Below are 22848 nucleotides of genomic sequence, written 5' to 3'. Positions count from 1 at the left end.
TATGACAAAGGAAGAAAGAGCAAAAAAATGGTTTAAGAATATTCAAAATGCAGAAGATATAAGTATAGAAAAAAGAATAGAGATATGCAATGTTGCTGCAAGATGGACAGCTCTTATATTTATAGCATTAGTTATAGTAGAGTTTGTTTTGTTATCAATGGTAAATAATGGATCAATTTTAAATTATTTTGCAGATTCTTTGAACGGAATGAGCAAGGATTTACACGGGAGAGGTCAATATAAAACTTTAGCTATTGCAGGAGTTGCTTTTTGTCTACCTCTTATAATTTTACCACTAGCTATAGCTATTACTTTTAGAAATAAATATATTAAGTCTAAAGCAGAAAATTATTTGTATAGAAAATAAAAATTATAGTAAAATTGAGGTTTTATATGGTTATTAGATTTGAAAGAGGATTAAGAAAAGAAAATGCCACACTATTATGTGAATGGTCAAATGAAAGAGGAGAGGATTTTCAAGAACAATGGATGGGACTAAAAATTTCATATCCTTTGACTTATGATAAAATTAAAGAAATGGAAAATGTGTTTTCCATATTCAATGAAGATGAATTTTTAGGAATGATTCAGCAAATAAGAATTGAAAAAGATAATATACATATTGGTAGAATTATAATAAATCCTAAAAAGCAAGGAATGGGTTTTGGAAAAGAGGCAATAAGAAGTTTTATAGATTTGATTTTTAAAGATGAAAATATAAAAAGTATTTCTTTAAATGTTTTCGATTCTAATAAAAATGCAAAAAATCTTTATACTAAACTTGGATTTGAAATTGATGAAGTTATTGAAATGCCAAAACTTAAGTATATAATGAAAAAATATAGATAAATTTTATCGTGAAACTTTTTTAACAGCAATTCAAAAGATTTGCTGTTTTTCTTTGTCAAAATTAAATTTTCAACGCATTTATTTATAATCGGAAATATGGTATAATATTAGTAACTTTATGCATTTGTATAAAGACTATATTATTTTAAAAAAATATGTGTTATAGAGAATTAATAAATGAAAATTTATTAAAGTTAGTTTATGAAATAGAGGTTTAAAATGCAAGATAAAAAAGTATTTTTATATTATTTTTTGGCTATAGGAATGGTTTTGTTTCCTATCTTAAATTTATTAAGTTTTGTTCCAATGGTAATTTTATATAAAAAATCAAATCTAAGGATGTATATCTTATCGGCTGGAATGTATTCAATATTGTCTATTGTGATTTTAGGAAATTTCACTGCGCTCATTCCTGTAATTATTTCTTTCATATTTATAAAAGGAATGGATAAAGGTGTAGACGGCTATAAAATTATGTTTGGAAGCGCAATTGCTATGGCAATGCTTCTAGTAAGTGATTTTATGCTTTTAGAATTAAACTCAAATGCTTATGAGGCATTTTTAAAGACAATGGCAGAATTATTAGATAATTTTAAGAATTACAAAGAAATTTTAAGAATAGGAAGTGTAGAAGCTTTTGTTGAAACCATGAAGACAATTTACCCTGCAATTTCATTTGGGATTTCTTTTGTTTTTTGCTCTTTAGGGTATTCATTTTTATCTAAAAAGATTTATAAATTAAATAGAGATTCGGATGATATGATTATGATATATTCTTCTAAATTTCCGTTATTTGGCATATGTATTTCATTAGCAATCTTTTTTGCTAGTATTTTTGGAATTGAAAAATACTATAAAGTTTTTTTGATTACGTATAATTTAATGCTAATGTTTATAGAAATTATGATAGTTCAAGGATTTATAAAATTTAATGTGTTTTTAAAATCGAAATATAGTGCTATTTTAGCAAATTCTATTAGTATTATTTCAATATTTTTTGCTATTGTGTATTTAGGTTATTTCATATATGGAATTTATAGTTCAATTAAGAGAGGTATGAAATGGGAAAGAAAATAGTTAAATTATCAGATTTTTATATTTTATTTTTATTTATGGTTTTAATCTCAGCTTTTGTTCTTTATTTTCAATTTATATTTGGGATTGTATCTTTTATATTAACTTTTATTTCATTTATTTTAGTTTTATACTATGTAAAGAATAAAAATCTAGAATATGATGAAGATATGAAGAAGCATAGAGATTCCTTGGATAATATTGCAAGTGAAGTAGTTTACAAAATGCCATTTCCTATTGCTGTTCTTAACAACAAAGGTAGAGTTAAATGGTATAGTCCAGAGTTTTCAGTGCTTTTTTCAGGAAAAGATGTTATTGGAATAGATATTAATTCTAAAATTTCAAGTTTTAATATTTCCGAAGTTTTAAAAACTGTATCAGGAAAGGTTAATTGGAAAACAGAAAAATTTGATTACTTAGTTTACTATAATGTTGTAAAAGACGAGGACAATGGAGAGGTTAATGTAATAATTTATCTAATAGATAATTTAGAATTTTCAAAATTGCAAAAGCAATATGAAGATGATACTTTAAATTCTATTTTAATCTATATAGATAATTACGAAGATGTTCGTAATAACACAAATGAAGATTTTAAGACATTATTGACTGCTGAAATGGATAAACTTATTATAAGTTATTTTTCAAATCTAGGAGCAATTGTAAGAAAATATGATTCTGGAAAATATTTAGTTATCTCAAGTAATTCTATTCTAGAAAAAATTAGAAATGATAGATTCAGTATAATAGAAACACTTAGAGAACTAGAAATTACAGGTAATATAAAACCCACTTTAAGTATTGGTATTGGTCTTGGTGGAAATAATCCTTTTGAAAGATATAAGGAAGCTCAAACCGCTCTTGACATGGCTTTAGGACGTGGTGGAGCTCAAGTTGTCTTTAAAAATGGAGATGATCTAGAATTCTATGGTGGAAAAAATAATAAAGGCGTTGAAAGAAATAAAGTAAAGGCAAGAGTAATTTCACAAGCACTTGAAAATATAATTAGAGAATCTTCAGAAGTTTTTGTAATGGGACATAAGAATCCTGATATGGACTGTTTTGGGGCTGCTCTTGGTGTTATGGGAATTTGTAAAGAGTTGAAAAAAGATTGTTATATGGTTTTAGAGGATGTTCCTGTTACAATTAGAAATATTTATGATAGGATTAGTAATACTGAACCTAGCTATGTAGAAATGATGATTTCTCCAGAAAAAGCATATGATATATGTAAGGATACAAGTTTAGTTATACTGGTTGACAATTCAAGGACTGTTTCAACAGAAGCTCCATACCTATTAGATGTAACTTCAAAAATTGTAGTTATTGATCATCATAGAATTGGAAAAGATTTTGTTGAAAATCCTATGTTAACATATCTTGAACCTTATGCATCATCAGCTTGTGAACTTGTAACTGAAATAATTTACTATATGTTTGAAAAAATTGATTTGGATAAAGTAATTGCAGAATCACTGCTTGCAGGAATAGTAGTCGATACTAAAAATTTCTATTACCAAACTGGAGTAAGAACTTTTGAAATGGCATCCTATTTGAAGAGATTTGGTGCGGATAGTATCGCTGTAAAACATTTGTTCAAGGATAATTTTAATACTATAAAATTAAAATCAAATGTTTTATCCAATGCAATATCATATAGAAATTATATCTGTATTGGTGTATTTCCAGAAGAAATTGAAGAGTCAATGCTAATTGCGGCAGAGGCAGCGGATGATTTGCTTGGAGTTTTAGATATTGAGTGTAGTTTCGTTTTAACTATTGTTTCTGGACAAATTCATATAAGTGGAAGAAGTTTAGGAAAAATTTCTGTTCAATTAATTTTAGAAAAACTTGGTGGAGGTGGACATTATACTTCTGCTGGTGCTAGACTTGATTGTTCAATGGATGAAGCAATTGAAAAATTAAAGAAAGCGATAGATGAGTATTTATTGGAGGAAGATATAGATGAAAGTAATTTTGATTAAAGATGTAAAGAGTTTTGGGAAAGCTGGTGAGCTTGTTAATGCTAAGACAGGATATGCTAGGAACTTTTTGATTCCTAATGGCTTAGCTAAAGAAGCTACAAAAGAAAATCTTGAAATCTGGGAAAAAGAACAAGCTGAATTAAAGAGAATAGAAGCTGAAAATATAAAAAATGCAAAAGAATTAAAAGATGTTTTAGAAAAATTGGAAGTAGTTATAAAGACTAAAACAGGAAGTGGAGATAAGCTTTTCGGTTCAATAACTTCTCAAGATATTAGTGATGCTTTGAAAAAACAACATAAAATTGAAATTGACAAAAGAAAAATAGAATTAAAGGAAAATATTAAATCACTTTGCACTTTGACAGTTCCTATTAGAGTTTATCCTGAAATAGTTGCAACTGTTAAGGTTTCTATTGAAAAGGAGTAATTTATGCATAATATTTACGACTTAGAAGCTGAAAAATGCGTCTTGTCGATAATGATTACAGAGCCAAATAAAAGAGAATTAGTTTTTGAAAAATTAAAGAGAAAAGATTTTTATTTAGGTTGGCATAGAGATATATTTAGTGCAATCTTGGAATTATCAAGAGAAAATACAAATGTAGATCCAATTACAGTAATCAATAAAATGGAAGCAATGGGTTTTGATACAGAATCAAATAATGGAATTGTTGGAGTTGTTGAAATTGTAAATGCTGTTGCTTTTCCTTCAAATATAGAAAATTATTGTAAGATTGTAAAGGATAAATCAGATACTAGAAATCTACTTTTTATTCTTGATAGTATAAAAGATAGAGCATATAAAAATGAAGATTATGACAAAGTTTTAGAGTCAATTGAAGGTCAAATTTTTGAATTGTCACAAAATGAAAGTAGAACAGGACTTACTCATATAAAAGATACTCTAAAAGAGGTTATTGAACTACTTGATGAAAGAAGTAAAATAAAAGGTTCTTTGACCGGCGTTCCTACAGGATTCTCAGACTTGGACAGGATATTACTTGGAATGCAAAAAAAAGACTTAATTTTACTTGCAGCAAGACCATCTGTAGGGAAGACAGCATTGGCAGGAAATATAGCTTTAAATGCTGCCCTAAAGGATTATAAAGTAGCAATTTTTTCTTTGGAAATGAGTAAAACACAATTAGCTCAAAGAATGTTAAGTTCTCTTTCTCTTGTAAATTCAAAACAATTTATGAGTGGAGATATAACTGAATGGGAAGATGTCTTTGAAGCGAGCTCTATTATAGCTGGGAAATCTATTTATATGGATGACACTGCAGGAATTTCTATAACTGAACTAAGAAGTAAATGTAGAAGACTTAAAGCTGATAGCGGTCTTGACTTTATTATGATAGACTATTTACAACTTATGACTTCTGAGGGAAGAAATGAAAATAGACAACAAGAAATTTCTACTATTTCAAGAAATTTAAAAGCATTAGCAAAGGAATTGGACGTTCCTATTCTAGCATTGAGTCAGTTATCTCGTGATAGTGAAAAAAGTGGTAGAAAGCCAAAACTTAGTGATTTAAGAGAATCAGGGGCAATCGAACAAGATGCTGACGTTGTAATTTTACTTAACAGAGAAGATTATCAAGATAAAGAAAAAGAAGAAGAAGTACAAAATGAAATTGAATTGATTATAGCAAAGCATAGAAATGGTGAAATTGGAAGTATTAAACTTAACTTTATTAAAGAGTACTCAAGATTTTTGGATTTACAAACTGATAGAGATAAGGAGCTTTTCAATGAATAATTTTTTAATTGAAGATGATGACATTAAGATTAAAAAATTTGAAAAGAACAATATTCAAGGTTTCAAAAAATTCTCTCCTTATGAGGATATATTGCTTACTGATTATAATCTTTGCTTTTTGACTGAATCTGAAATTAAAAATTGGGAAAAGAAAATAAAATCGAAAAAGAACAATTATTTTGCTATTTTTTTACAAGATACTATGATAGGATATATTTCTATAAGTAAAATTAGTTTTTTAAACAGTAATTATGAGCTTTCTTTGTCTTTTGATGAAAGATATTGCTCTAAAGGATATGGATTTAAATCTCTTAGACTGTTTTTAGAATACTATTTTGAAAATTTTGACAAATATTCTATTTGGCTAAATGTAAATGCTTTTAATCAAAGAGCAATACATTTATATGAAAAAATTGGCTTTGAAAAAATAAGTGAATTTCTTGGAGATTTTGAAGTTCAAAAAATGCAAAAATTAAAGAGATATGAAGAAACTAAGGAATATTTTGAAGAAAAAAATAATATAATTTATTCAAAAATTTTCACTATGAAATTAGATAGATTAAAATTTTTAGAAAGGTGGGATAGGAGTGGAAATAAGTTTTAAAAAGTCAATAATTCAACCCGGAGTAACTCCTATTGAGAATATGTTTTTGGATAACTACTTGCCAATAGTTGATGAAATTTCCTTAAAGGTTTATTTGTTTTTATATAAAAGACTTTTTGGATCATATAAAAGCGAATTGTCTATAAAATGTATAGCAGAAGAACTTAGATTTTCCGAAGTTCAAGTTATGAATTCTTTAAAATATTGGAAAAATAATCAACTTTTAGATTATACTTTGGATAAAAAAGGAAATGTAGAAAAGATTGAATTTGTAAACAATTTTGCTCTTTATGCAGGTGGAGTCTATGACGACAATGTAGAAAAAGAAAAAGAAAAACCAATGATTGATAATAAAGAATATTTCAATAAAATTGAAAAACTTACAGGTTTAAGTTTAAAGCCTCACGAAATAACTGAAATCATTTCACATATTGAAGAAACTGGTCATGGTATGGATTTAGTTTATAAGGCTTATGAATATGCTAATAACATGGGAAAGAGTATGTCTGTAAAATATGTTATTGGAATTCTAAGAGCTTGGAAGAGAGATAATAATATTTCAACTGTAGAAGATTTGAAGTATTTCCTTGAAAATAAAGATAAAAATAAAATTAAGAGATACAGTAAAAACACTAAAAAATATATCGAAAAAGAAGATATTTTAACAGAAGAAGAGAAAAGAGAAAAACTTAAAGAAAATAAGAATTCGGATACAACAGAATTACTCGATAGGTATTAATTATGAATTTAGATGAATTAGTTTTAAAAAGTCTTAGTAAAAGACCTTTATTAAGAGAGAAAATAAAAGAAAAAAGACAAAAAAAAGTCTATTCTTCCATTGACAATATTGAAAATTTAATATCGAAGAGAAATGATTTAGCCACAAAAATTATGAAGTCAACACTAGCTAATATTGATTGTATAGAAGAAAGAAAAGAATTTGATATACTAGAAAAAAATATCAATGAATTACTCTTGAAAAATGGCTTCTCAAAAGATTATCTAAATAAATTCTATTGCTGTGAAAAATGTAAAGATACAGGATATTATAATGGCTCTGTCTGTAGCTGTATAATGAATGACTTAGTTGAGGATAGAGTTTTAGAAAGTGGCTTTTCAAGCAAGAAAAGAGAGCAAAATTTTTCTAATTTTGATTTTTCTCTCTTTGAAGGCAATTTTGAGCATGCAAATAGGCTTGTAAATTCTAGGGAATATATAGAAAAATTGATTTCTTTTTCAAAAGAATATTGTGATAATTTTACAATAAAGGATTATGGAATTTTCTTTTATGGTAAAAGTGGTGCTGGAAAGACTTATTTCGCATCGGCAATGGTAAACTATATGTTGGATAAGGGTAAGAGAGCTTGTTTTGTTACTGCAACTGAATTTTTTGAGCTCATGTCTAATTACAGTTACAGTTTTTATAGAGACAAAAAGGAATTACAGGATAGAATTGATTTTATAAGAAATGTTGATTTCTTAGTGATTGATGACCTTGGAAATGAAATTACTAATAAAAATAATAATAGTTTTTTGAGTTCGCTTTTAGATTATAGATTTGAAAATGGTTTGAATACAGTAATAACCTCAAATCTTTTAGAATATGACTTAGCAGAATACTACGATTCAAGAGTGGCAAGTAGAATTAGGGGAAATTTTAAATTCTTTGTTTTTCCACCATTTGATTTAAGAGATAAAATTGGTAAGAATATAAAATTATAGGAGGTAGTTATGAGATTTAACTGGGAACAAAAGAATACAGTAAATGTTATAACCGGAGTTTTAATATTTGCTATTTCAATACTTTGTTATTTTATATTTTCTAATATGAAATCCATAATTTCATATACTTCTAATATAAAATATATTTTGATGCCATTTATAATAGGTGGAGCAATAGCATATGTTCTAAACTTTTTTGTAAAGTTTTTTGAAAAATATATTTTGAAAATTGAAATTTTTAAGAAATTAAAAGCTAAATATGTTAGAATGTTTGCAATGATTATAACTTATTTTGTATTTTTTGCTTTTATAATTCTACTTTTAAAATATATTATCCCACAATTTTATTCAAATATAACACTTTTTGTTGAAAGAACTCCAGCTTTTATAGATATGGGTGTGGAAAAGGCAAAATATATGTTACAAAATATTGAGATAAGTTCAGAAATTAGGACTTTTATCAATGGTAAATTGACAGAGTTCGCAGCTTTTTCAACAACATTTTTGACAAATATGATTTCTTGGGTTGCAACTTTTGCAACTAGAGCTATATCCTTGTTTTTAAATATAATTTTAGCTATAATAATATCAGGCTATCTATTATATGATAAAGAAAACTTTTCAAGAATTTTGAAAAAATTTATGATAGCAGTTTTTCCTGAAAGAACAAACAGGGCAACTTTTAAGATTGTTAAGAGATTTGATTATACTTTAAGGTCCTATCTTTTAGCAAAGGGTATTGGAGCAATAATAGTTGGTATATCTTTTTACATAATTTTATTATTTATGAAGATTGATTATGCTTTATTATTTGCATTTATACTTGGTTTTACAAACTTAATTCCATGGTTTGGTTGTTATCTTGGAGCTGTACCAATAGTTATCGTATTACTTTTTACATCGACTTTCAATACAGTTTTATGGTTTATGGTAATTGTAGTAATTGTGTCGATGATAGATGCGAATGTAATATCACCAAGAGTATCAGGAAAGAGTTTAGGAATAAGCTCGTTTTGGGTTATATTTGCATTGGTACTTGGGGGAAGTTTATTTGGAGTTTTAGGATTTTTACTTTCCGTACCAGTTTTTGTTGTAATTTATACAACATTAAAGGAATATATAGAAGCTAGGTTGATTAAAAAAGGATACTCTATAAAAAATCCTGCAGAAGAGTTTGAAAAGAAAGAGGTTTAATTATGTTAGATATAAAGAGAATAAGAACTAATAAAGAAGAAATTATCGAAAGCTTGAATTCTCGTTTTGGAAATTACAATATTGATAAGGTTCTTGAACTTGATGAAAAGAGAAGAGAAATAATTTTTGAAGTTGAAAATAAAAAAGCAAGACAAAATGAAGTTTCAAAACAAGTTCCAAAATTGAAAAAAGATGGAGTAGATGTTTCTGAACTTTTCAAGGAAATGAAAGCACTTTCTGATGAAATTAAAGAACTTGATGTTAAAGTTAAAGATTTGGACGAAGAAATTAGAAAAGAACTTATGAGTATTCCAAACACACCAAATAAAGAAATTCCAATTGGAAAAAGTGATGAAGATAATGTTGAAATTAGAAAATTTTTAGAACCTAAAAAATTTGATTTTGAAGTTAAAGCTCATTGGGATTTGGGTGTAGATTTAGATATTTTGGATTTTGAAAGAGCAGTTAAAATATCTGGATCAAGATTTTCAGTATTTAAAGGTTTGGGTGCAAAACTTGAAAGAGCACTAATAAATTTTATGCTTGATTTACACAGTGAACAAGGTTATGAAGAAGTTGGAGTTCCTGTTTTGATTAACAGAAATTCAATGTATGGAACAGGACAATTACCAAAGTTTGAAGATGATATGTTCCATGTTCCTTCAAAGGATATGTTCTTAGCACCAACTGCTGAAGTTCCTATTACAAATCTTTTATCAAATGAAATTTTAGAGTTTGAAAAACTTCCAACTTACTATACAGCTTTTACTTATTGTTTTAGACAAGAAGCGGGCTCAGCAGGTAGAGATACAAGGGGTTTAATCAGAAATCACCAATTTGATAAAGTTGAAATGGTTAAATTTGTAAATCCTGAAAATAGTTATGATGAATTGGAAAAACTTACAAATGATGCCGAAGAAATTCTAAAGCTCTTAGAAATTCCATACAGAGTGGTTTGTTTATGCACTGGAGATATTGGTTTTACAAGTGCAAAGACTTATGATATAGAAGTTTGGATGCCAAGTTATGGAAGATATGTAGAAATTTCTTCTTGCTCAAATTTTGAAGATTTTCAAGCTAGACGTGCTAATATTAGATATAGAGATACAGATGGAAAAGTTAAATTTGTTCATACTTTGAATGGCTCAGGATTAGCTGTGGGAAGAACTTTTGCAGCTGTTTTGGAAAATTATCAAAGAGAAGACGGAAGTGTAGAAATTCCACATGTTTTAAGAAAATATATGGGTTTGGATGAGATAAGAAAATAGGTGAGTATTATGAAATTTAAAAAAACACTACTAAGTTTAATATTAATTTTTTCGATTTGCTTTGTAGGGACAGCTAAGTCCTATGCAATATTTGGAATTGAAAATAAAACTACTGCATCCTTAATTGGAGATGCAAAATCAGGAGCTTTATTTGTTGCGGAAAATGTTGATGAAGCCTTACCAGTAGCGAGTATTTCTAAACTTATGACTTTTTATTTAGTTAAAGAAAAAATCGCTGAAGGAAAACTTAAATTAGAAGATAAAGTTAAAATATCTACAACTGCAAGTGCTGAAGAAGGATCTAGTTTGAATTTAAAAGCAGGCGAAGAAATCACTATTAAAGATTTACTTGATGGATTAATGATTGTTTCAGGAAATGACTCAGCGGTTGCATTATCTGAAGCTGTTGGAGAAACTGAAAGTAAATTCGTAACAATGATGAATGAAAAGGCAAAGGAACTTGGTCTTGAAAATTCTACTTTTACAAATGCTTCTGGTCTTACAAAAAACGGACAAGATAATAAAATGTCAACAAGAGATATTTTTACTTTAGCAAAAACTATAATTGAAAAATATCCTGAAGTTTTAGAATATGCTAAGACTACTGTTTTAGAACAACCAGCAAGAAACTTTAAAAAAGAAAGTACTATTCCTCTAGTTGGACAAGTTGAAGGTGTAGATGGTTTAAAAACAGGACATACTGATGAAGCTGGATATTGTTTAGTTTCTACTATGAAAATCACAAAGGGTGAATCTGAATTTAGAATAATTTCTGTATTAATGGGAGCAAAAACAAAAGCTGATAGAGCTCAATATATGAAAGATATGCTAAATTTTGCAAAACAAAATATAGAAACTAGAAAACTTGTGGACGCTGAAAAATTTGTAAAAAAAGTTGAAGTAAAATCAGCAAATCAAGGTTATATCGAGTTAGTAGCTAAAGAAGATCTTGAAAGAGTATCAATGAAAGGCATAAACTACGAAACTGAAGTAAATGTAGGAGATGTTAAACTTCCATTGAAAAAAGGTGATAAGGTTGGAGAAATAAAAATTAAAAATTCTAAAGAAGTAGTTGCAACAGTTGATTTAGTTGCTAAAGAAGACTATTCAAAAGCAGGTATGGTTAAAAGAGTTGGAAGATTATTCAAAACAGTTTTTGAAGTAGTAGAAACAATTTTACCATAAAAATTTTAAGACAAATCCGACTTTAAAGTCGGATTTTTTTTGTGCAAAATCTTGCAATAATGTCTAAATTAAATTTTTGTTATTATTCTTAATTATTAATTAATTTTGAACTTTTTATTATCTCGATAAAGTTATCTATTGTATGTTTACTGTATTAAATGATATAATAATAAAGTGGTGATTTTGTACCATATTATTATTGGAGGATTTATGAAAACAGTTTTAGTAAATATGTGTATGATTTATGATAGAGATAATGATAAAATTTTAATTTTAGATAAAGTAAAAAAACATGGTTGGGAAGGTCTTACTTTTGTTGGTGGACATGTTGAAAAAGGTGAAGTTCTATATGATTCATGTGTAAGAGAAGTTTTTGAAGAGACGGGATTAAATGTAAAAAATCTTAAATTAAAGGGAACTGTCAGTTGGATTGACGAAATTAATGATGTAAGAGAATTAGGTTTTTTATACTATACAGAAGATTTTTCAGGAGAATTAATCGAAAACAATGTTGAAGGAAAACTCTTTTGGATGGGAATAGAAGAGTTTAAAAATGCTGATGGAAAGAGCTATTGTATAGATAAAATTTTTGATTTATATTTAAATGATGATTATACGGAATTGATGGTAAAATGGGGTCAAAATGACGAAATTGTATCTGAAATATTTTTTTAGAGAAAGTAAATATTATAAAGTTAGGAGGTAGTTATGAATTTTATTAAAGGCATTATTTTTACAATTATTTCTGCATTTGTTTTTGGTTTTACACCAATACTTGCAAAACTTACTTATGACGGAGGGAACAATGCAATTACCCTTACCTTCTTAAGAGCTTTGCTTGGATTGCCATTTTTATATGCAGGGATGCGAAAAAATCAAACTCCTATGAAGATTACTAAAAGAGAATTTCTTCATTTTATTGTGCTTTCATTTTTAGGTATAGGAATTACCACAACAGCACTTTATGGTTCCTATAATTATATTTCTGTAGGAATGGCAACGACTATACATTTTATCTATCCTTGCGTTGTTTATTTTATTTGTATTTTATTTTTTAAAGAAAAAGTTACTTTAAAGAAGATGTCAGCACTTGTTTTTTCAATGATAGGTATTGTATTGTTGGTTGATGAAGTCACTGGAGGAAGTGCAATAGGAATATTTTTAGCTGCTTTATCAGGTGTAACATATAGTTTATTCTTGGTATATTTGGATAAAAGTGGTTTTAAACATATGGATCCTTTTAAATGCACCTTATATATCAGTTTATTTAATATCGTAGGTCTTTTTGCCCTTGGAAAGTTTAGTGGACAACTTACTTTTGCACTTACACCAATGGCTTGGGGACTTACAATCTTAATTTCATTTTTAACTTCAATTTTTGGGAATGCTTTTTTGCAACTAGGGGTTAAATATTGTGGAGCTACAACTGCTTCCATTTTATGTACATTTGAACCGATAACAAGTGTAATTTTGGGTATAATCTTTCTTAACGAATCTATGACTATTTTTAAAGTTATAGGTTGTGGATTGATAGTTTTAGCTGTGTTGCTATTATCTATAAACAATGATTTGAGAAGGAGAAAAAAATAATGAGCGCATTTTTAGCACCAATACATTTTTGGATGTATGATAAGATTTTAATTGCACAAAAATTAACTTTTGCAGTTGAAGAAAAATTTTTGAATAAAGAAGAGAGAGACGAAGTAGAAAGTCTATTTCCTGCTTTGATTTCTGAAGACTTAGAAGAAGTAATCGATCAAAGTAATATTCATGGTTGGTTACATACAGCGGTTTCAAATGTTGAAATAAGATTTGCTTATGTTGTAAAAAAACTTTTAGATAAGGGAGTTTCTCTTGAAGAAATTAAAAAAGTTGCTTTTGAATATGGAACAAGTTTTCCAGAATATGAAATTTCAACCTTACAAGATGCTTATGAATTGCTAATGGATACTTTACTTGACGGACTTCCTTGTGATGTTTCAATTTCTGTAATTAGAGAAGAAGAAAACGAATTGGAATTCGTACTATATAATGATATTCACAAACAATATTTTAATGAATTTGATATGGAAGTTTCTGTATATCACGAACTTAGAGAAGCTTTTGTAAATGGTCTTTTTGAAAAATATTCACTAAAATATAAAAATATTACTGATAGCAATAAGCTAATTACAAGATAAAATGAAGATTAGAATTGATAGATTCCTTTGTCATATGGGAATTGGCTCAAGAAGTGAAGTTAAAAAGTTTTTAAAAACTTGTAGAGTTAAGCTGAATGGAAAGATTGAAAAAAATCCAAATACACAGGTTGACATTGAAAAAGATGAAATTTTGTTTGATGATGAAAGAGTAATCTATAAGGAATTTACTTATTTGATGTTGAATAAACCAAAGGACTTTATCAGTGCAACCTTCGATACAAAACTTCCTACAGTTTTAGATTTATTAGAATTTCCGTACTCTAATATGGAATTATTTCCCGTTGGACGACTTGACATAGATACGACAGGATTTTTGATTTTAACAAATGACGGCAAATTTTCCTACAATGTAACAAATCCAAAGAAAAAAGTAAATAAAAAATATTTTGTTACTTTAAGAGATGATATTACAAGTGAACAGATTGAAAGTCTCGAAAATGGAATTTACTTTGAAAAAGAAGATTTTACAACAGAAAATGCAAAGGTTGAAAAAATTTCAGAAAAAGAAATTTACCTTACTATTTCCGAAGGAAAATTTCATCAAGTAAAAAGAATGTTGGAATATGTGGGAAATGAAGTTGTTGAACTCAAAAGAGTGTGCATTGGAAATTTGAATTTAGACGATAGTCTTAAACTTGGAGAGTATCGAGAAATTACAAATAGCGAATTAGAAGAAATATTTAGATAAAGTTTTGATTGTTGTCAAAACTTTTTTTATTGTTATTTTTGTGATAAAATAATTATAAGATATTTATTTTAGGAGTTTTTATGAAAAGTATAGAGAATGTTAGTAATAATCATAGACAAGAGGATTTAAAATTACTGTTTTATGGAATTTTAGTAGGGATTGTTGCGGGTGGATTTTCCAGCTTCTATCGTTATATTATTCATGGAATAGAAATAATTATAGGAGGAATCATAAATATAAGTAGAAGTCATTTTTATATTTATCCGATTATCTTTATAGCACTTATATTTATTTCTTTTTTAGTTACAAAGATTAAGAGTATGTCAAGATTTTGTGGGGGTTCAGGAATACCACAAGTTGAAGCGGAAATAAAGGGATATATTAATCCTAATCCAGTAAGAGTTTTATTGGCAAAAATTTTTGGAGGAGCTTTAACTGCTTTGGCAGGTTTTTCAGTTGGTCGTGAAGGTCCATCAATTCAAATAGGGGCAATGAGTGGAAAATTAGTTTCAAGAAAATTAAAGAAAAACAAAACAGTTGAAAAGTTTTTAATAACTTGTGGAGCAAGTGCAGGACTTGCTGCTGCATTTAATGCACCTGTTGCAGGAATTTTATTTGCAGTTGAAGAAGTACATCGACATATTAGTAAAAAACTTTTAGTAGTTTGTATGGCAGCAACAATAACTTCGGATTTAGTTTCAAAAATACTATATGGAACAGAAACTGTCTTTAATTTTAATTTGTCTGAAAAATTGCCATTAGTAAATTACTGGACTTTGATTTTATTTGCAGTGGTATTATCACTTTTAGGAGTTCTCTATATATTTTTGATGGAATTTTTTATGAAAGTTCAAGACGGACTTAAGTTAAGGAAAGAATTTAAATTAATTCCATATTTTCTATTACCTATAGTAATTTTAATATTTACACCTAATTTATTAGGTGGTGGCGGTTTCTTGATGAAAGAGTTACAAACTGTTGATTTTCCAATTTATATGTTGATTTTACTTTTTATAGTAAAATTATTATTCTCAATAATTTGCTTTAGTTCAGGAGTTCCAGGTGGAATTTTCTTTCCGATATTAGTTTTAGGAGCTACAATCGGAACAATTTTTGGGAAAATCATAGATCCAATTTATATAAATAGTTTTATTATTTTTGGAATGGCAGGATATTTGACTGCAATAGTTAGAGCACCACTTACTTCAATAATTTTAATCTTTGAAATGACTGGTAATCTTTCCTATTTATTGCCTCTTTCAATAGTTTGTCTTATAACTTATTCCATACCTAATTATTTAAAATCATTACCTATTTATGAATATCTTTTAGAAAGATTAATGGAAAGAGAACATATTGCAAGTTCAAAAGATGGAGAAAAAATGACTATGAGTATAGTTGTTGAAATCGGAAGTGAGATAGAAAACAAGAAAATAAAAGAAGTAGAATTTCCAAAGGGAATGTTAATTGTAAATATTGACAGAGGAGTTGAAGAAATAATACCAAATGGGGAAACTACAATAATAAATGGGGATGTTATAAATGTACTCGTAAGTGAAAATAAATTATTTGATACATTTAATGCATTACAAAAGATTTGCCAAGATAATTAAAAAATAAAGAATACTTTTAGAATTGTTAGGGGGTCTTATGATTAAATTATTAACTTTAGAAGAAATTGAAAAATATAAAAGAGAAATTTCCGATATATACAAAGAAGTTTTTAAAACTGATGATTTTTCTGCTAATTTTTTAATTACTAGAATTGACGGTAGTTTAAAAAATAATATAAAAATTGTTGGAGCCTTTGAGGATGATAAGTTAATCGGATTTGTATATGGCTTTGACTTTTTAAAAGAAAATTGGTGGGCAATGCAGGTTGATTCGCAGTTACCAAGTGGAATAGATTGGTATAAAGGCACTTTTGAGCTTAATGAATTGGCTGTTATTGAAAAATATCAAGGTAAGGGATATGGAAAAAAATTGATGAAATGTCTAATTAAAAATTTTGAAGGAGATAAAATTTTATTATCCACTAAGAAATTTAATAATGATAAAATAATCAATTTTTATCATAAACTAGGATTTAAAGATTTGGTAAATCCATTTGAATATCCTAATGGAGATTATGAAACTTCAATTATATTATGTTTAAATAAATAGTTTTTTAAAATGATTAGATTAAAGTCTAATCATTTTTTTGTGCAATAAAGCAAAACAATAATAGATATTTATTATCAAATATTTGACAACGATTGCCTATAGTGATAAAATAAAATTAATAAGAAAATAATCATCAAAAATATTTTTTGGTTTTTTCTTATTGAAAATATATTTTAGGAGGTTTTTTATGATTACAGATGGATTTCAATTTGTTGCACTGTTATTTTTTGTTTCAGGTATAGTGATTTACTTGGAAAAGAAGTTTAAAAATGGAGTATTTTTTAAATATATTCCTGCATTGGTTATAATCTATTTTGGTGCTATGATTTTATCAACATTAGGTGTATGGGATATGAACGTAGAAAGTGTATCTAAAGCTAGAAGTGTTTTAAAAGATGCAATATTACCTTCAATGATATTTTTAATGTTGTTGAGAGCTGACCTTAGAGATATAGCAAAATTAGGCCCTAGAATGATAATTTCATTTTTTACTGCAACATTTACTATAATGATTGGTTTTGTTGTGGCATTTCTTATATTCAAGGGAAACCTAGCATCAAATGCACCTTTAACTTTTGGAGCACTAGCTGGAAGTTGGGTTGGTGGAACACAAAATATGGTTGCGGTACAACAGGCAGTAGGACTTGAAGGCTCAGGAATGGGTTATACACTATTGATTGACTCAATAGATTATTCAATATGGATAATGTTCCTATTATTCTTAGTTCCATTTGCAGATAAATTTAACAAGTGGACGAAGGCTGATACTTCAAAAATTGATAATATTAATGAACATTTAACTGCAAAATTTTCATCAATAAGTAAAGAGATAACTTTCCAAGATATATTTTTCTTATTGAGTGTTGCACTTGGAGTTACCGCAGTTACTGGAATAATAGGAAATGAAATGGTAAAAATTCCTGCTCTTGCTTTTATGGGAGCAACAGGTTGGACAATAATCATAACAACAATCTTAGGAGTTATTTTTGCGATGACACCACTTGCAAGAATTCCAGGTTCTCCTGAAGTTTCAAATGTCCTATTATATATGCTAATAGGATTAATTGCATCAAATGCAAATTTCTTAGAACTTACTCAAGCTCCAGCATATATTTTAGCAGGTTTTGTAATCCTTATAATTCATGGAATTTTGATGGCTATAATTGGAAAAGTATTCAAACTTGATTTATTTACTTGTGGTATAGCTTCTCTTTCAAATATAGGTGGAGTAGCTTCTTCACCGGTACTTGCAGCGGCATATTCACAATCATTGGTTCCAATAGCTGTATTAATGGCATTAATTGGGGTTATAACAGGAACGTTTTTCGGAATTGGAGTTGCAAAATTATTGACGATGTTAGCTTAAAAATTTTTTTAATGGAATGGTCTATTTTATAGACCATTCTTTTTTGTGAAAATACAGATAATAAAAACTTGTAAAAAAAGTTTTTTTGGTATATACTATTTTGTGAATGTTTGAGAAGGAGTTTTATATGAAAAAAGCAATACAAATGTCCGAATCGATTGAAGTTGCAATATTTTTAGCATTAAGCGGTGGACTTATGGATGCATATTCATACCTTTTAAGAGGACAAGTTTTTGCAAATGCACAAACTGGAAATATGTTATTATTAGGAGTTCATGCTTCTCAAGGAAATTGGGCGATGTGCTTAAAATATGCTTTTCCGATATCGTTTTTTACTCTTGGAATTTTTTTAGCTGATTTATTTAGAAAAAAAGGGGATTATAAATTACATTGGCGACAAAATGCCGTTTTATTTGAAATATTTTTACTTATTTGTGTAGCATTTATTCCTGAAAATATGAATGAAACCGCAAATGCAATGACATCTTTTGCTTGTGGAATACAAGTTCAAAGTTTTAAAAAAGTTTGTGGAATAGATTTTTCTACAACAATGTGTATTGGAAATTTAAGAGGTGGAACTCACAATTTAGCTGAGTATTTTTATACAAAAAATAAAAAGTTTTTAGAATATAGTTTAATGTATTTTGGAGTTATATTATGTTTTATTATTGGGGCGATTATAGGAAGTAAATTTAGTAATATCTTAGGATTAAAAACTATTTTGCTAAGTGCATTTTTGCTTATAATTTGTGTATTTATTATGTTTATAGATAGAGAAAAATAAGGAGAGATATTTTGTTTAATATAGTTTTATTAGAACCGGAAATACCTTTCAATACTGGAGCTATTGGAAGAACTTGTGTCGCAACTGATACTAAATTACATTTGATAAAGCCTTTGGGTTTTTCACTTGATGATAAAATGGTAAAGAGATCAGGTCTTGACTATTGGGATAAGTTAAAACTTTTTGTCTATGAAAATATTGAAGATTTTTACGAAAAAAATCCTAATGCAAATATCTATTTTGCAACCACAAAGGCAAAAAAGACCTATGATAAGGTAGAATATTCTCCAAATGATTATATAATGTTTGGGAAAGAGAGTAAAGGAATACCAGAAGAAATTTTAGTTAAAAATGAAGGACATTGTGTAAGGATACCGATGTGGGGAGAAATTCGTTCCCTAAATTTATCAAATTCGGTATCAATAGTTTTATATGAAGCACTAAGACAACAAGATTTCTCAGAACTAGAAAAGTTTGGGAATCTACATAGATTAAATTGGAGTGAATAATGGATAAAGAATTATATGAATTATTAAAACAAAAAAGAAAAGTAGAAGCTGTAAAGTACATTAGAAATAAATACGATATGGACTTTAAAAGTGCAAAAGAAACAGTTGATAAGTTGATAGAAAAAGTTGAATATTTTGATGAGAAAAATCTTGAATTATCAGAAGAAGATTTGTTGTATAAAAATAGAAGTTTAGAGGAATCTGAAATATCTGATGATGACTTATATGCTTTGGTAAAGGAAAATAGAAAAGTAGATGCTATAAAATATGTAAGAGAAAAATATAATTTTGATTTAAAAATATCAAAAAATATAGTTGATAGTTTAGATATAAATGATCCAAAGACATTTACAGAAAAAAATATCATTTCTGCATCAAAGTCAATAAATTCTAATTATGGAAGTGATTATACTAGTGAAGGCTATTCCTATGAAATGAGGAATGGAGAACAACATTACTATGTATATAAAGATGGAGAAAAAAGAGAAGTCAATAGAACTGCAATTCCTAGAGATATACTAAAAGGTTTCGAACAAAACTTTGAAAAATCCTCAGAAGAATATGAAGATAGGAAAACAAAAAGAAAAAATATTATTTTAGGGATTCTATTAATTATAGTAATATCAGGAATACTTATTTACTTTAATTAAAATTTGACATTCTAAAAAGAATAAGCTTTGATTATTAAGATAAGTTAAAACTTTCTGTCTAAGAAAAAATCAAAGTTTTTTACGAAAAAATCCAAATTCAAATATTTATTTTGCAAATACAAAAGGTAAAAATAACCTACGATAATGTAGAATATTTCTCGAAATTTAAAAAGTTTGATAATTTACATAGATTATATCGGAGTGAGTAATGGACAAAGTATTATATGATTTATTAAAACAAAAAAGAAAAGAAGAAGCTGTAAAGTATGTTAAAAATAAATATGATATGGATTTTAAAAGTGCAAAAGAAACAATTGATAAGATGACAAAAACCTTGGAATATTTTGAAGGAAAAAATCATGGTTTATCAAAAACTGATTTTTCCTATATGTTTAAAAATTCAATAATATCTAGGATATATGATAATGATTTATATGCTTTGATAAGAGAAAATAGAAAAGAAGAAGCTGTAAAATATGTAAAAGATAAGTATAATTTTGATTTAGAAAAAGCAAAAACTTTGGTTGATAATTTAGAACCAGAGATGTTTACAGAAAAAAGTGTTATTTCTACATCAAATTCTAATTTATCTAATTTTATAAGTGGTTATAGTATTGGAAACTATTCTTACAAAATGATAGATGGAGAACAGCTTTACTATATTTATAAAGACGGTGAAAAAAAAGAAGTAAATAGGGTTACAATTCCAAGAGATATACTTAAAGATTTTGAAAAATCTGCAGATGAATACGAAGATAAAAGAATAAAAAGAAAAAATATTCTTTTGGGAATACTTTTGGTGCTTTTAATAGCAGGAATACTTATTTACTTTAATTAAATTTTGACACTTTAATTTCTTTGTGTTAAAATTTAGGTGATGTAGAGATATATCAAAATTAAATAAAAAATTCAGGAGGAAGGAATGTTAATTAGATAACTATTATGAAACAGAAATTTAATAGCTTTTTAGAGCTTAGTTTTTTGTTGCCATTTTAGTTATGCATTCCTTTTTGTGTTCTTTTCAGAACCCCTTTTTGAGTTGCTAAGTGAATGTTGAAATGGCAATAAGTGGATTGCCATTTTTTGTACTGTTGATTTTGCAATGATTGTATTATTATGTATTGACTTTTTTATTAATAAATTGTATAATTTACCTTGCTATTAGTGTAAAGAACACGATATTGTATAATTAGCAATTACATCTAATGAATACTATATAAACACTAAAAATGAGGCTAGGATTAGGTCTCAATTTTTTTATAATTGGAGTGGAAATTTTGAGAGGATATTTTTTAGCATCAATTTTAACAATTAAAAATTACAAGAGAATGTATTTTTTTGCTTTTTTAATGATTTTTGTAAATGTTTTTTTGCAATTATCAGTTATATATGCATTTCAAAATAATATACATAGTGATTTTAATATTAAAATTATTATATATGTTGTTTTTTCATCATATATTTCTATTACATGTTCAATATATCGTACACCTATATTTTCTGATAAAATTATCAGTGGAGATTACATAGTATATGCGATTAGACCTTTGAGATATATATCACAATTCATTTTTGAAGAATTATCTTTTTCGGCAACTTTTGGAGTGATTTATAGCTTTGTTCCGATTGTTTGTGCTTTGATTTTTGTGAATTCAGGAATATATTTGAATTATATTACATTTTTGTTAAGTTATATATTAAGTCTAATTTTAGCAACAGAATTTACAATATTTATATATAGTTTAACTGTTTTTACACAAAAAAATAGTGCAATAAAAGCTTTATTTCATTCAGTATGTGCATTGCTTTCAGGTAGTATGATTCCAATTGTTTTTTTGCCTGATGCATATATTAGAATTATACAGTATTTACCTTTTGCATCAATAGTAAATACTCCAATTCAATTATTATTTGGTTCGCAAAACGGAAATAATTTGATACTTTGTCAAATTATATGGATTTTGTTATTTTATGTATTTAATTTAATTATAAGTGAAAAAATATTAAAATTTCAAAGACATATAGGGGGTTAGAATGCTACAGGCATTAAAAGATTATTTTATATTGATAAAAATTAGTATAAAATGCCAATTAAAGTATAAGCTGGATTTTTTTGTTCAGTTAATAATTTGGTCTATATACGCTTTTATTCCTATAATCGCTGTGGATTTACTAATAAAAAAATTTGGGAAATTAGGAAATTGGACTCAATATAATATTTTTATAGGTTATGCGGTTATTATGTTGTCTTATGACTTGGCAAGAATGATTGCAAGAGGATTTGATAATTTTCATAATTATGTTGAAAATGGTTCTTTAGACATAATTCTTGTTAAACCTTTAGGTGTTTTTTTACAAATTATGGGCAACGAATTTTTCTTGAGAAGATTTTCTGGAATTATTTCTTACATATTTTTACTCTTTTTATCTATCTCAAAATTAGATATTGAAATGAATAAGTTGTATATTAATATTTTTATATTATTTATAGTAATATCCGTTGTTTTACTTTTCATTTCTTTACTTATTTTTTCTTCAATTTTTACACTTATTTTTAAAAAAAGGAATTTAATATCAGAAATACTTGTAGATAAGACAGCTTTTATTTCTTATATACCTACAAATATGTTGAATAAGATGGTACAAACTTTTTTGATTTATTTTATACCAATATATTTTTGTTATTATATACCAATGAATAAAATTTTTGTTTGTGATTTTTATGGAAATATTATTCTTTCGATTTTTATTTCATTGTTGATTTCAATAAGTTATTTGTATATCATAAAAAAAATATTTATAAAAATTTTAAGAAGATTTTATGTTAGTAAAGGAAATTAGGGGTTA

25 protein-coding genes are annotated in these 22848 nt (G+C 27.0%); all 25 read left to right on the top strand.

Features of this window, described 5'->3' with window-relative positions; all coding sequences use genetic code 11:
* The first annotated feature begins 1 nt into the window (after window position 1).
* The 25 genes from RWJ08_RS04330 (at window position 2) to RWJ08_RS04210 (ending at window position 22842) form a co-directional block, all read left to right on the top strand.
* Window positions 2-367: a hypothetical protein gene (locus RWJ08_RS04330; RefSeq protein WP_313961198.1), complete on the top strand. Its 366-nt coding sequence runs from the start codon at window positions 2-4 to the stop codon at window positions 365-367.
* 26 nt (window positions 368-393) lie between these two features.
* On the top strand, window positions 394-849 hold the full coding sequence (locus tag RWJ08_RS04325; RefSeq protein ID WP_313961197.1) for a GNAT family N-acetyltransferase: 456 nt from the start codon (window positions 394-396) through the stop codon (window positions 847-849).
* Between the two features lie 219 nt (window positions 850-1068).
* Complete coding sequence (locus tag RWJ08_RS04320) at window positions 1069-1926, top strand: hypothetical protein (RefSeq protein ID WP_313961196.1); 858 nt, start codon at window positions 1069-1071, stop codon at window positions 1924-1926.
* On the top strand, window positions 1911-3908 hold the full coding sequence (locus RWJ08_RS04315) for a DHH family phosphoesterase (RefSeq protein WP_313961195.1): 1998 nt from the start codon (window positions 1911-1913) through the stop codon (window positions 3906-3908). The genes RWJ08_RS04320 and RWJ08_RS04315 overlap by 16 nt, the downstream gene beginning before the upstream one ends.
* Entirely contained in the window at window positions 3889-4335 is a 447-nt protein-coding gene (rplI, locus tag RWJ08_RS04310) for a 50S ribosomal protein L9 (RefSeq protein ID WP_009354503.1), read from the top strand. Before RWJ08_RS04315 ends, rplI begins: the two co-directional genes overlap by 20 nt.
* A gap of 3 nt (window positions 4336-4338) precedes the next feature.
* Window positions 4339-5667 (top strand): replicative DNA helicase, encoded by a 1329-nt coding sequence (gene dnaB, locus RWJ08_RS04305; protein ID WP_313961194.1) that lies wholly within the window; start codon window positions 4339-4341, stop codon window positions 5665-5667.
* On the top strand, window positions 5660-6271 hold the full coding sequence (locus RWJ08_RS04300; protein WP_313961193.1) for a GNAT family N-acetyltransferase: 612 nt from the start codon (window positions 5660-5662) through the stop codon (window positions 6269-6271). The genes dnaB and RWJ08_RS04300 overlap by 8 nt, the downstream gene beginning before the upstream one ends.
* Window positions 6255-7010 (top strand): DnaD domain protein, encoded by a 756-nt coding sequence (locus RWJ08_RS04295; protein WP_313961192.1) that lies wholly within the window; start codon window positions 6255-6257, stop codon window positions 7008-7010. The genes RWJ08_RS04300 and RWJ08_RS04295 overlap by 17 nt, the downstream gene beginning before the upstream one ends.
* A gap of 2 nt (window positions 7011-7012) precedes the next feature.
* On the top strand, window positions 7013-7993 hold the full coding sequence (locus tag RWJ08_RS04290) for an ATP-binding protein (RefSeq protein ID WP_313961191.1): 981 nt from the start codon (window positions 7013-7015) through the stop codon (window positions 7991-7993).
* A 9-nt stretch (window positions 7994-8002) separates the two neighbouring features.
* Window positions 8003-9187, top strand: coding sequence for an AI-2E family transporter (locus RWJ08_RS04285; protein ID WP_313961190.1), 1185 nt, complete (start codon window positions 8003-8005; stop codon window positions 9185-9187).
* A 2-nt stretch (window positions 9188-9189) separates the two neighbouring features.
* Complete coding sequence (gene serS / locus RWJ08_RS04280) at window positions 9190-10455, top strand: serine--tRNA ligase (RefSeq protein WP_313961189.1); 1266 nt, start codon at window positions 9190-9192, stop codon at window positions 10453-10455.
* A 9-nt stretch (window positions 10456-10464) separates the two neighbouring features.
* Window positions 10465-11640: a D-alanyl-D-alanine carboxypeptidase family protein gene (locus tag RWJ08_RS04275; RefSeq protein ID WP_293440393.1), complete on the top strand. Its 1176-nt coding sequence runs from the start codon at window positions 10465-10467 to the stop codon at window positions 11638-11640.
* A 210-nt stretch (window positions 11641-11850) separates the two neighbouring features.
* Complete coding sequence (locus RWJ08_RS04270; RefSeq protein WP_009354402.1) at window positions 11851-12315, top strand: 8-oxo-dGTP diphosphatase; 465 nt, start codon at window positions 11851-11853, stop codon at window positions 12313-12315.
* 33 nt (window positions 12316-12348) lie between these two features.
* On the top strand, window positions 12349-13230 hold the full coding sequence (locus tag RWJ08_RS04265; protein ID WP_313961188.1) for a DMT family transporter: 882 nt from the start codon (window positions 12349-12351) through the stop codon (window positions 13228-13230).
* A complete protein-coding gene (locus tag RWJ08_RS04260; RefSeq protein WP_313961187.1) occupies window positions 13230-13820 on the top strand; it encodes a hypothetical protein in 591 nt (196 codons plus the stop codon). Before RWJ08_RS04265 ends, RWJ08_RS04260 begins: the two co-directional genes overlap by 1 nt.
* A 1-nt stretch (window position 13821) precedes the next feature.
* On the top strand, window positions 13822-14529 hold the full coding sequence (locus RWJ08_RS04255) for a pseudouridine synthase (RefSeq protein ID WP_313961186.1): 708 nt from the start codon (window positions 13822-13824) through the stop codon (window positions 14527-14529).
* An 80-nt stretch (window positions 14530-14609) separates the two neighbouring features.
* Window positions 14610-16142: a chloride channel protein gene (locus RWJ08_RS04250; RefSeq protein ID WP_313961185.1), complete on the top strand. Its 1533-nt coding sequence runs from the start codon at window positions 14610-14612 to the stop codon at window positions 16140-16142.
* Between the two features lie 37 nt (window positions 16143-16179).
* Window positions 16180-16692 (top strand): GNAT family N-acetyltransferase, encoded by a 513-nt coding sequence (locus RWJ08_RS04245; RefSeq protein ID WP_313961184.1) that lies wholly within the window; start codon window positions 16180-16182, stop codon window positions 16690-16692.
* Window positions 16693-16879: 187 nt separating this feature from the next.
* On the top strand, window positions 16880-18058 hold the full coding sequence (locus tag RWJ08_RS04240; RefSeq protein WP_313961183.1) for a DUF819 family protein: 1179 nt from the start codon (window positions 16880-16882) through the stop codon (window positions 18056-18058).
* 127 nt (window positions 18059-18185) lie between these two features.
* Window positions 18186-18842, top strand: a complete 657-nt coding sequence (locus RWJ08_RS04235) for a YoaK family protein (protein WP_313961182.1) — start codon at window positions 18186-18188, stop codon at window positions 18840-18842.
* Window positions 18843-18853: 11 nt separating this feature from the next.
* Entirely contained in the window at window positions 18854-19351 is a 498-nt protein-coding gene (locus RWJ08_RS04230) for a tRNA (cytidine(34)-2'-O)-methyltransferase (RefSeq protein WP_313961181.1), read from the top strand.
* Window positions 19351-20001 (top strand): hypothetical protein, encoded by a 651-nt coding sequence (locus tag RWJ08_RS04225; RefSeq protein ID WP_313961180.1) that lies wholly within the window; start codon window positions 19351-19353, stop codon window positions 19999-20001. Before RWJ08_RS04230 ends, RWJ08_RS04225 begins: the two co-directional genes overlap by 1 nt.
* 208 nt (window positions 20002-20209) lie before the next feature.
* Window positions 20210-20839 carry a hypothetical protein gene (locus RWJ08_RS04220; RefSeq protein WP_313961179.1) on the top strand — a complete coding sequence of 210 codons (630 nt, stop codon included), beginning with the start codon at window positions 20210-20212 and terminating at the stop codon, window positions 20837-20839.
* A 439-nt stretch (window positions 20840-21278) separates the two neighbouring features.
* On the top strand, window positions 21279-22034 hold the full coding sequence (locus RWJ08_RS04215) for an ABC-2 family transporter protein (RefSeq protein WP_313961178.1): 756 nt from the start codon (window positions 21279-21281) through the stop codon (window positions 22032-22034).
* Window position 22035: 1 nt separating this feature from the next.
* On the top strand, window positions 22036-22842 hold the full coding sequence (locus RWJ08_RS04210) for an ABC-2 family transporter protein (RefSeq protein ID WP_313961177.1): 807 nt from the start codon (window positions 22036-22038) through the stop codon (window positions 22840-22842).
* Window positions 22843-22848 lie beyond the last annotated feature (6 nt).

This window comes from uncultured Parvimonas sp., assembly GCF_963524015.1.
GTDB lineage: Bacteria > Bacillota > Clostridia > Tissierellales > Peptoniphilaceae > Parvimonas.
This window is presented reverse-complemented; position numbering and strand designations above follow the sequence as displayed.

Excerpts from the sequence above, each read along its gene's own strand:
- RWJ08_RS04270 (WP_009354402.1), top strand. The coding sequence starts at position 11,851 with ATGAAAACAGTTTTAGTAAATATGTGTATGATTTATGATAGAGATAAT.
- RWJ08_RS04275 (WP_293440393.1), top strand. The coding sequence starts at position 10,465 with ATGAAATTTAAAAAAACACTACTAAGTTTAATATTAATTTTTTCGATT.
- serS (WP_313961189.1), top strand. The coding sequence starts at position 9,190 with ATGTTAGATATAAAGAGAATAAGAACTAATAAAGAAGAAATTATCGAA.
- RWJ08_RS04235 (WP_313961182.1), top strand. The coding sequence starts at position 18,186 with ATGAAAAAAGCAATACAAATGTCCGAATCGATTGAAGTTGCAATATTT.
- RWJ08_RS04265 (WP_313961188.1), top strand. The coding sequence starts at position 12,349 with ATGAATTTTATTAAAGGCATTATTTTTACAATTATTTCTGCATTTGTT.
- rplI (WP_009354503.1), top strand. The coding sequence starts at position 3,889 with ATGAAAGTAATTTTGATTAAAGATGTAAAGAGTTTTGGGAAAGCTGGT.
- RWJ08_RS04290 (WP_313961191.1), top strand. The coding sequence starts at position 7,013 with ATGAATTTAGATGAATTAGTTTTAAAAAGTCTTAGTAAAAGACCTTTA.
- RWJ08_RS04240 (WP_313961183.1), top strand. The coding sequence starts at position 16,880 with ATGATTACAGATGGATTTCAATTTGTTGCACTGTTATTTTTTGTTTCA.
- dnaB (WP_313961194.1), top strand. The coding sequence starts at position 4,339 with ATGCATAATATTTACGACTTAGAAGCTGAAAAATGCGTCTTGTCGATA.
- RWJ08_RS04325 (WP_313961197.1), top strand. The coding sequence starts at position 394 with ATGGTTATTAGATTTGAAAGAGGATTAAGAAAAGAAAATGCCACACTA.
- RWJ08_RS04210 (WP_313961177.1), top strand. The coding sequence starts at position 22,036 with ATGCTACAGGCATTAAAAGATTATTTTATATTGATAAAAATTAGTATA.
- RWJ08_RS04220 (WP_313961179.1), top strand. The coding sequence starts at position 20,210 with ATGGACAAAGTATTATATGATTTATTAAAACAAAAAAGAAAAGAAGAA.
- RWJ08_RS04315 (WP_313961195.1), top strand. The coding sequence starts at position 1,911 with ATGGGAAAGAAAATAGTTAAATTATCAGATTTTTATATTTTATTTTTA.
- RWJ08_RS04225 (WP_313961180.1), top strand. The coding sequence starts at position 19,351 with ATGGATAAAGAATTATATGAATTATTAAAACAAAAAAGAAAAGTAGAA.
- RWJ08_RS04330 (WP_313961198.1), top strand. The coding sequence starts at position 2 with ATGACAAAGGAAGAAAGAGCAAAAAAATGGTTTAAGAATATTCAAAAT.
- RWJ08_RS04250 (WP_313961185.1), top strand. The coding sequence starts at position 14,610 with ATGAAAAGTATAGAGAATGTTAGTAATAATCATAGACAAGAGGATTTA.
- RWJ08_RS04260 (WP_313961187.1), top strand. The coding sequence starts at position 13,230 with ATGAGCGCATTTTTAGCACCAATACATTTTTGGATGTATGATAAGATT.
- RWJ08_RS04285 (WP_313961190.1), top strand. The coding sequence starts at position 8,003 with ATGAGATTTAACTGGGAACAAAAGAATACAGTAAATGTTATAACCGGA.
- RWJ08_RS04300 (WP_313961193.1), top strand. The coding sequence starts at position 5,660 with ATGAATAATTTTTTAATTGAAGATGATGACATTAAGATTAAAAAATTT.
- RWJ08_RS04245 (WP_313961184.1), top strand. The coding sequence starts at position 16,180 with ATGATTAAATTATTAACTTTAGAAGAAATTGAAAAATATAAAAGAGAA.
- RWJ08_RS04320 (WP_313961196.1), top strand. The coding sequence starts at position 1,069 with ATGCAAGATAAAAAAGTATTTTTATATTATTTTTTGGCTATAGGAATG.
- RWJ08_RS04255 (WP_313961186.1), top strand. The coding sequence starts at position 13,822 with ATGAAGATTAGAATTGATAGATTCCTTTGTCATATGGGAATTGGCTCA.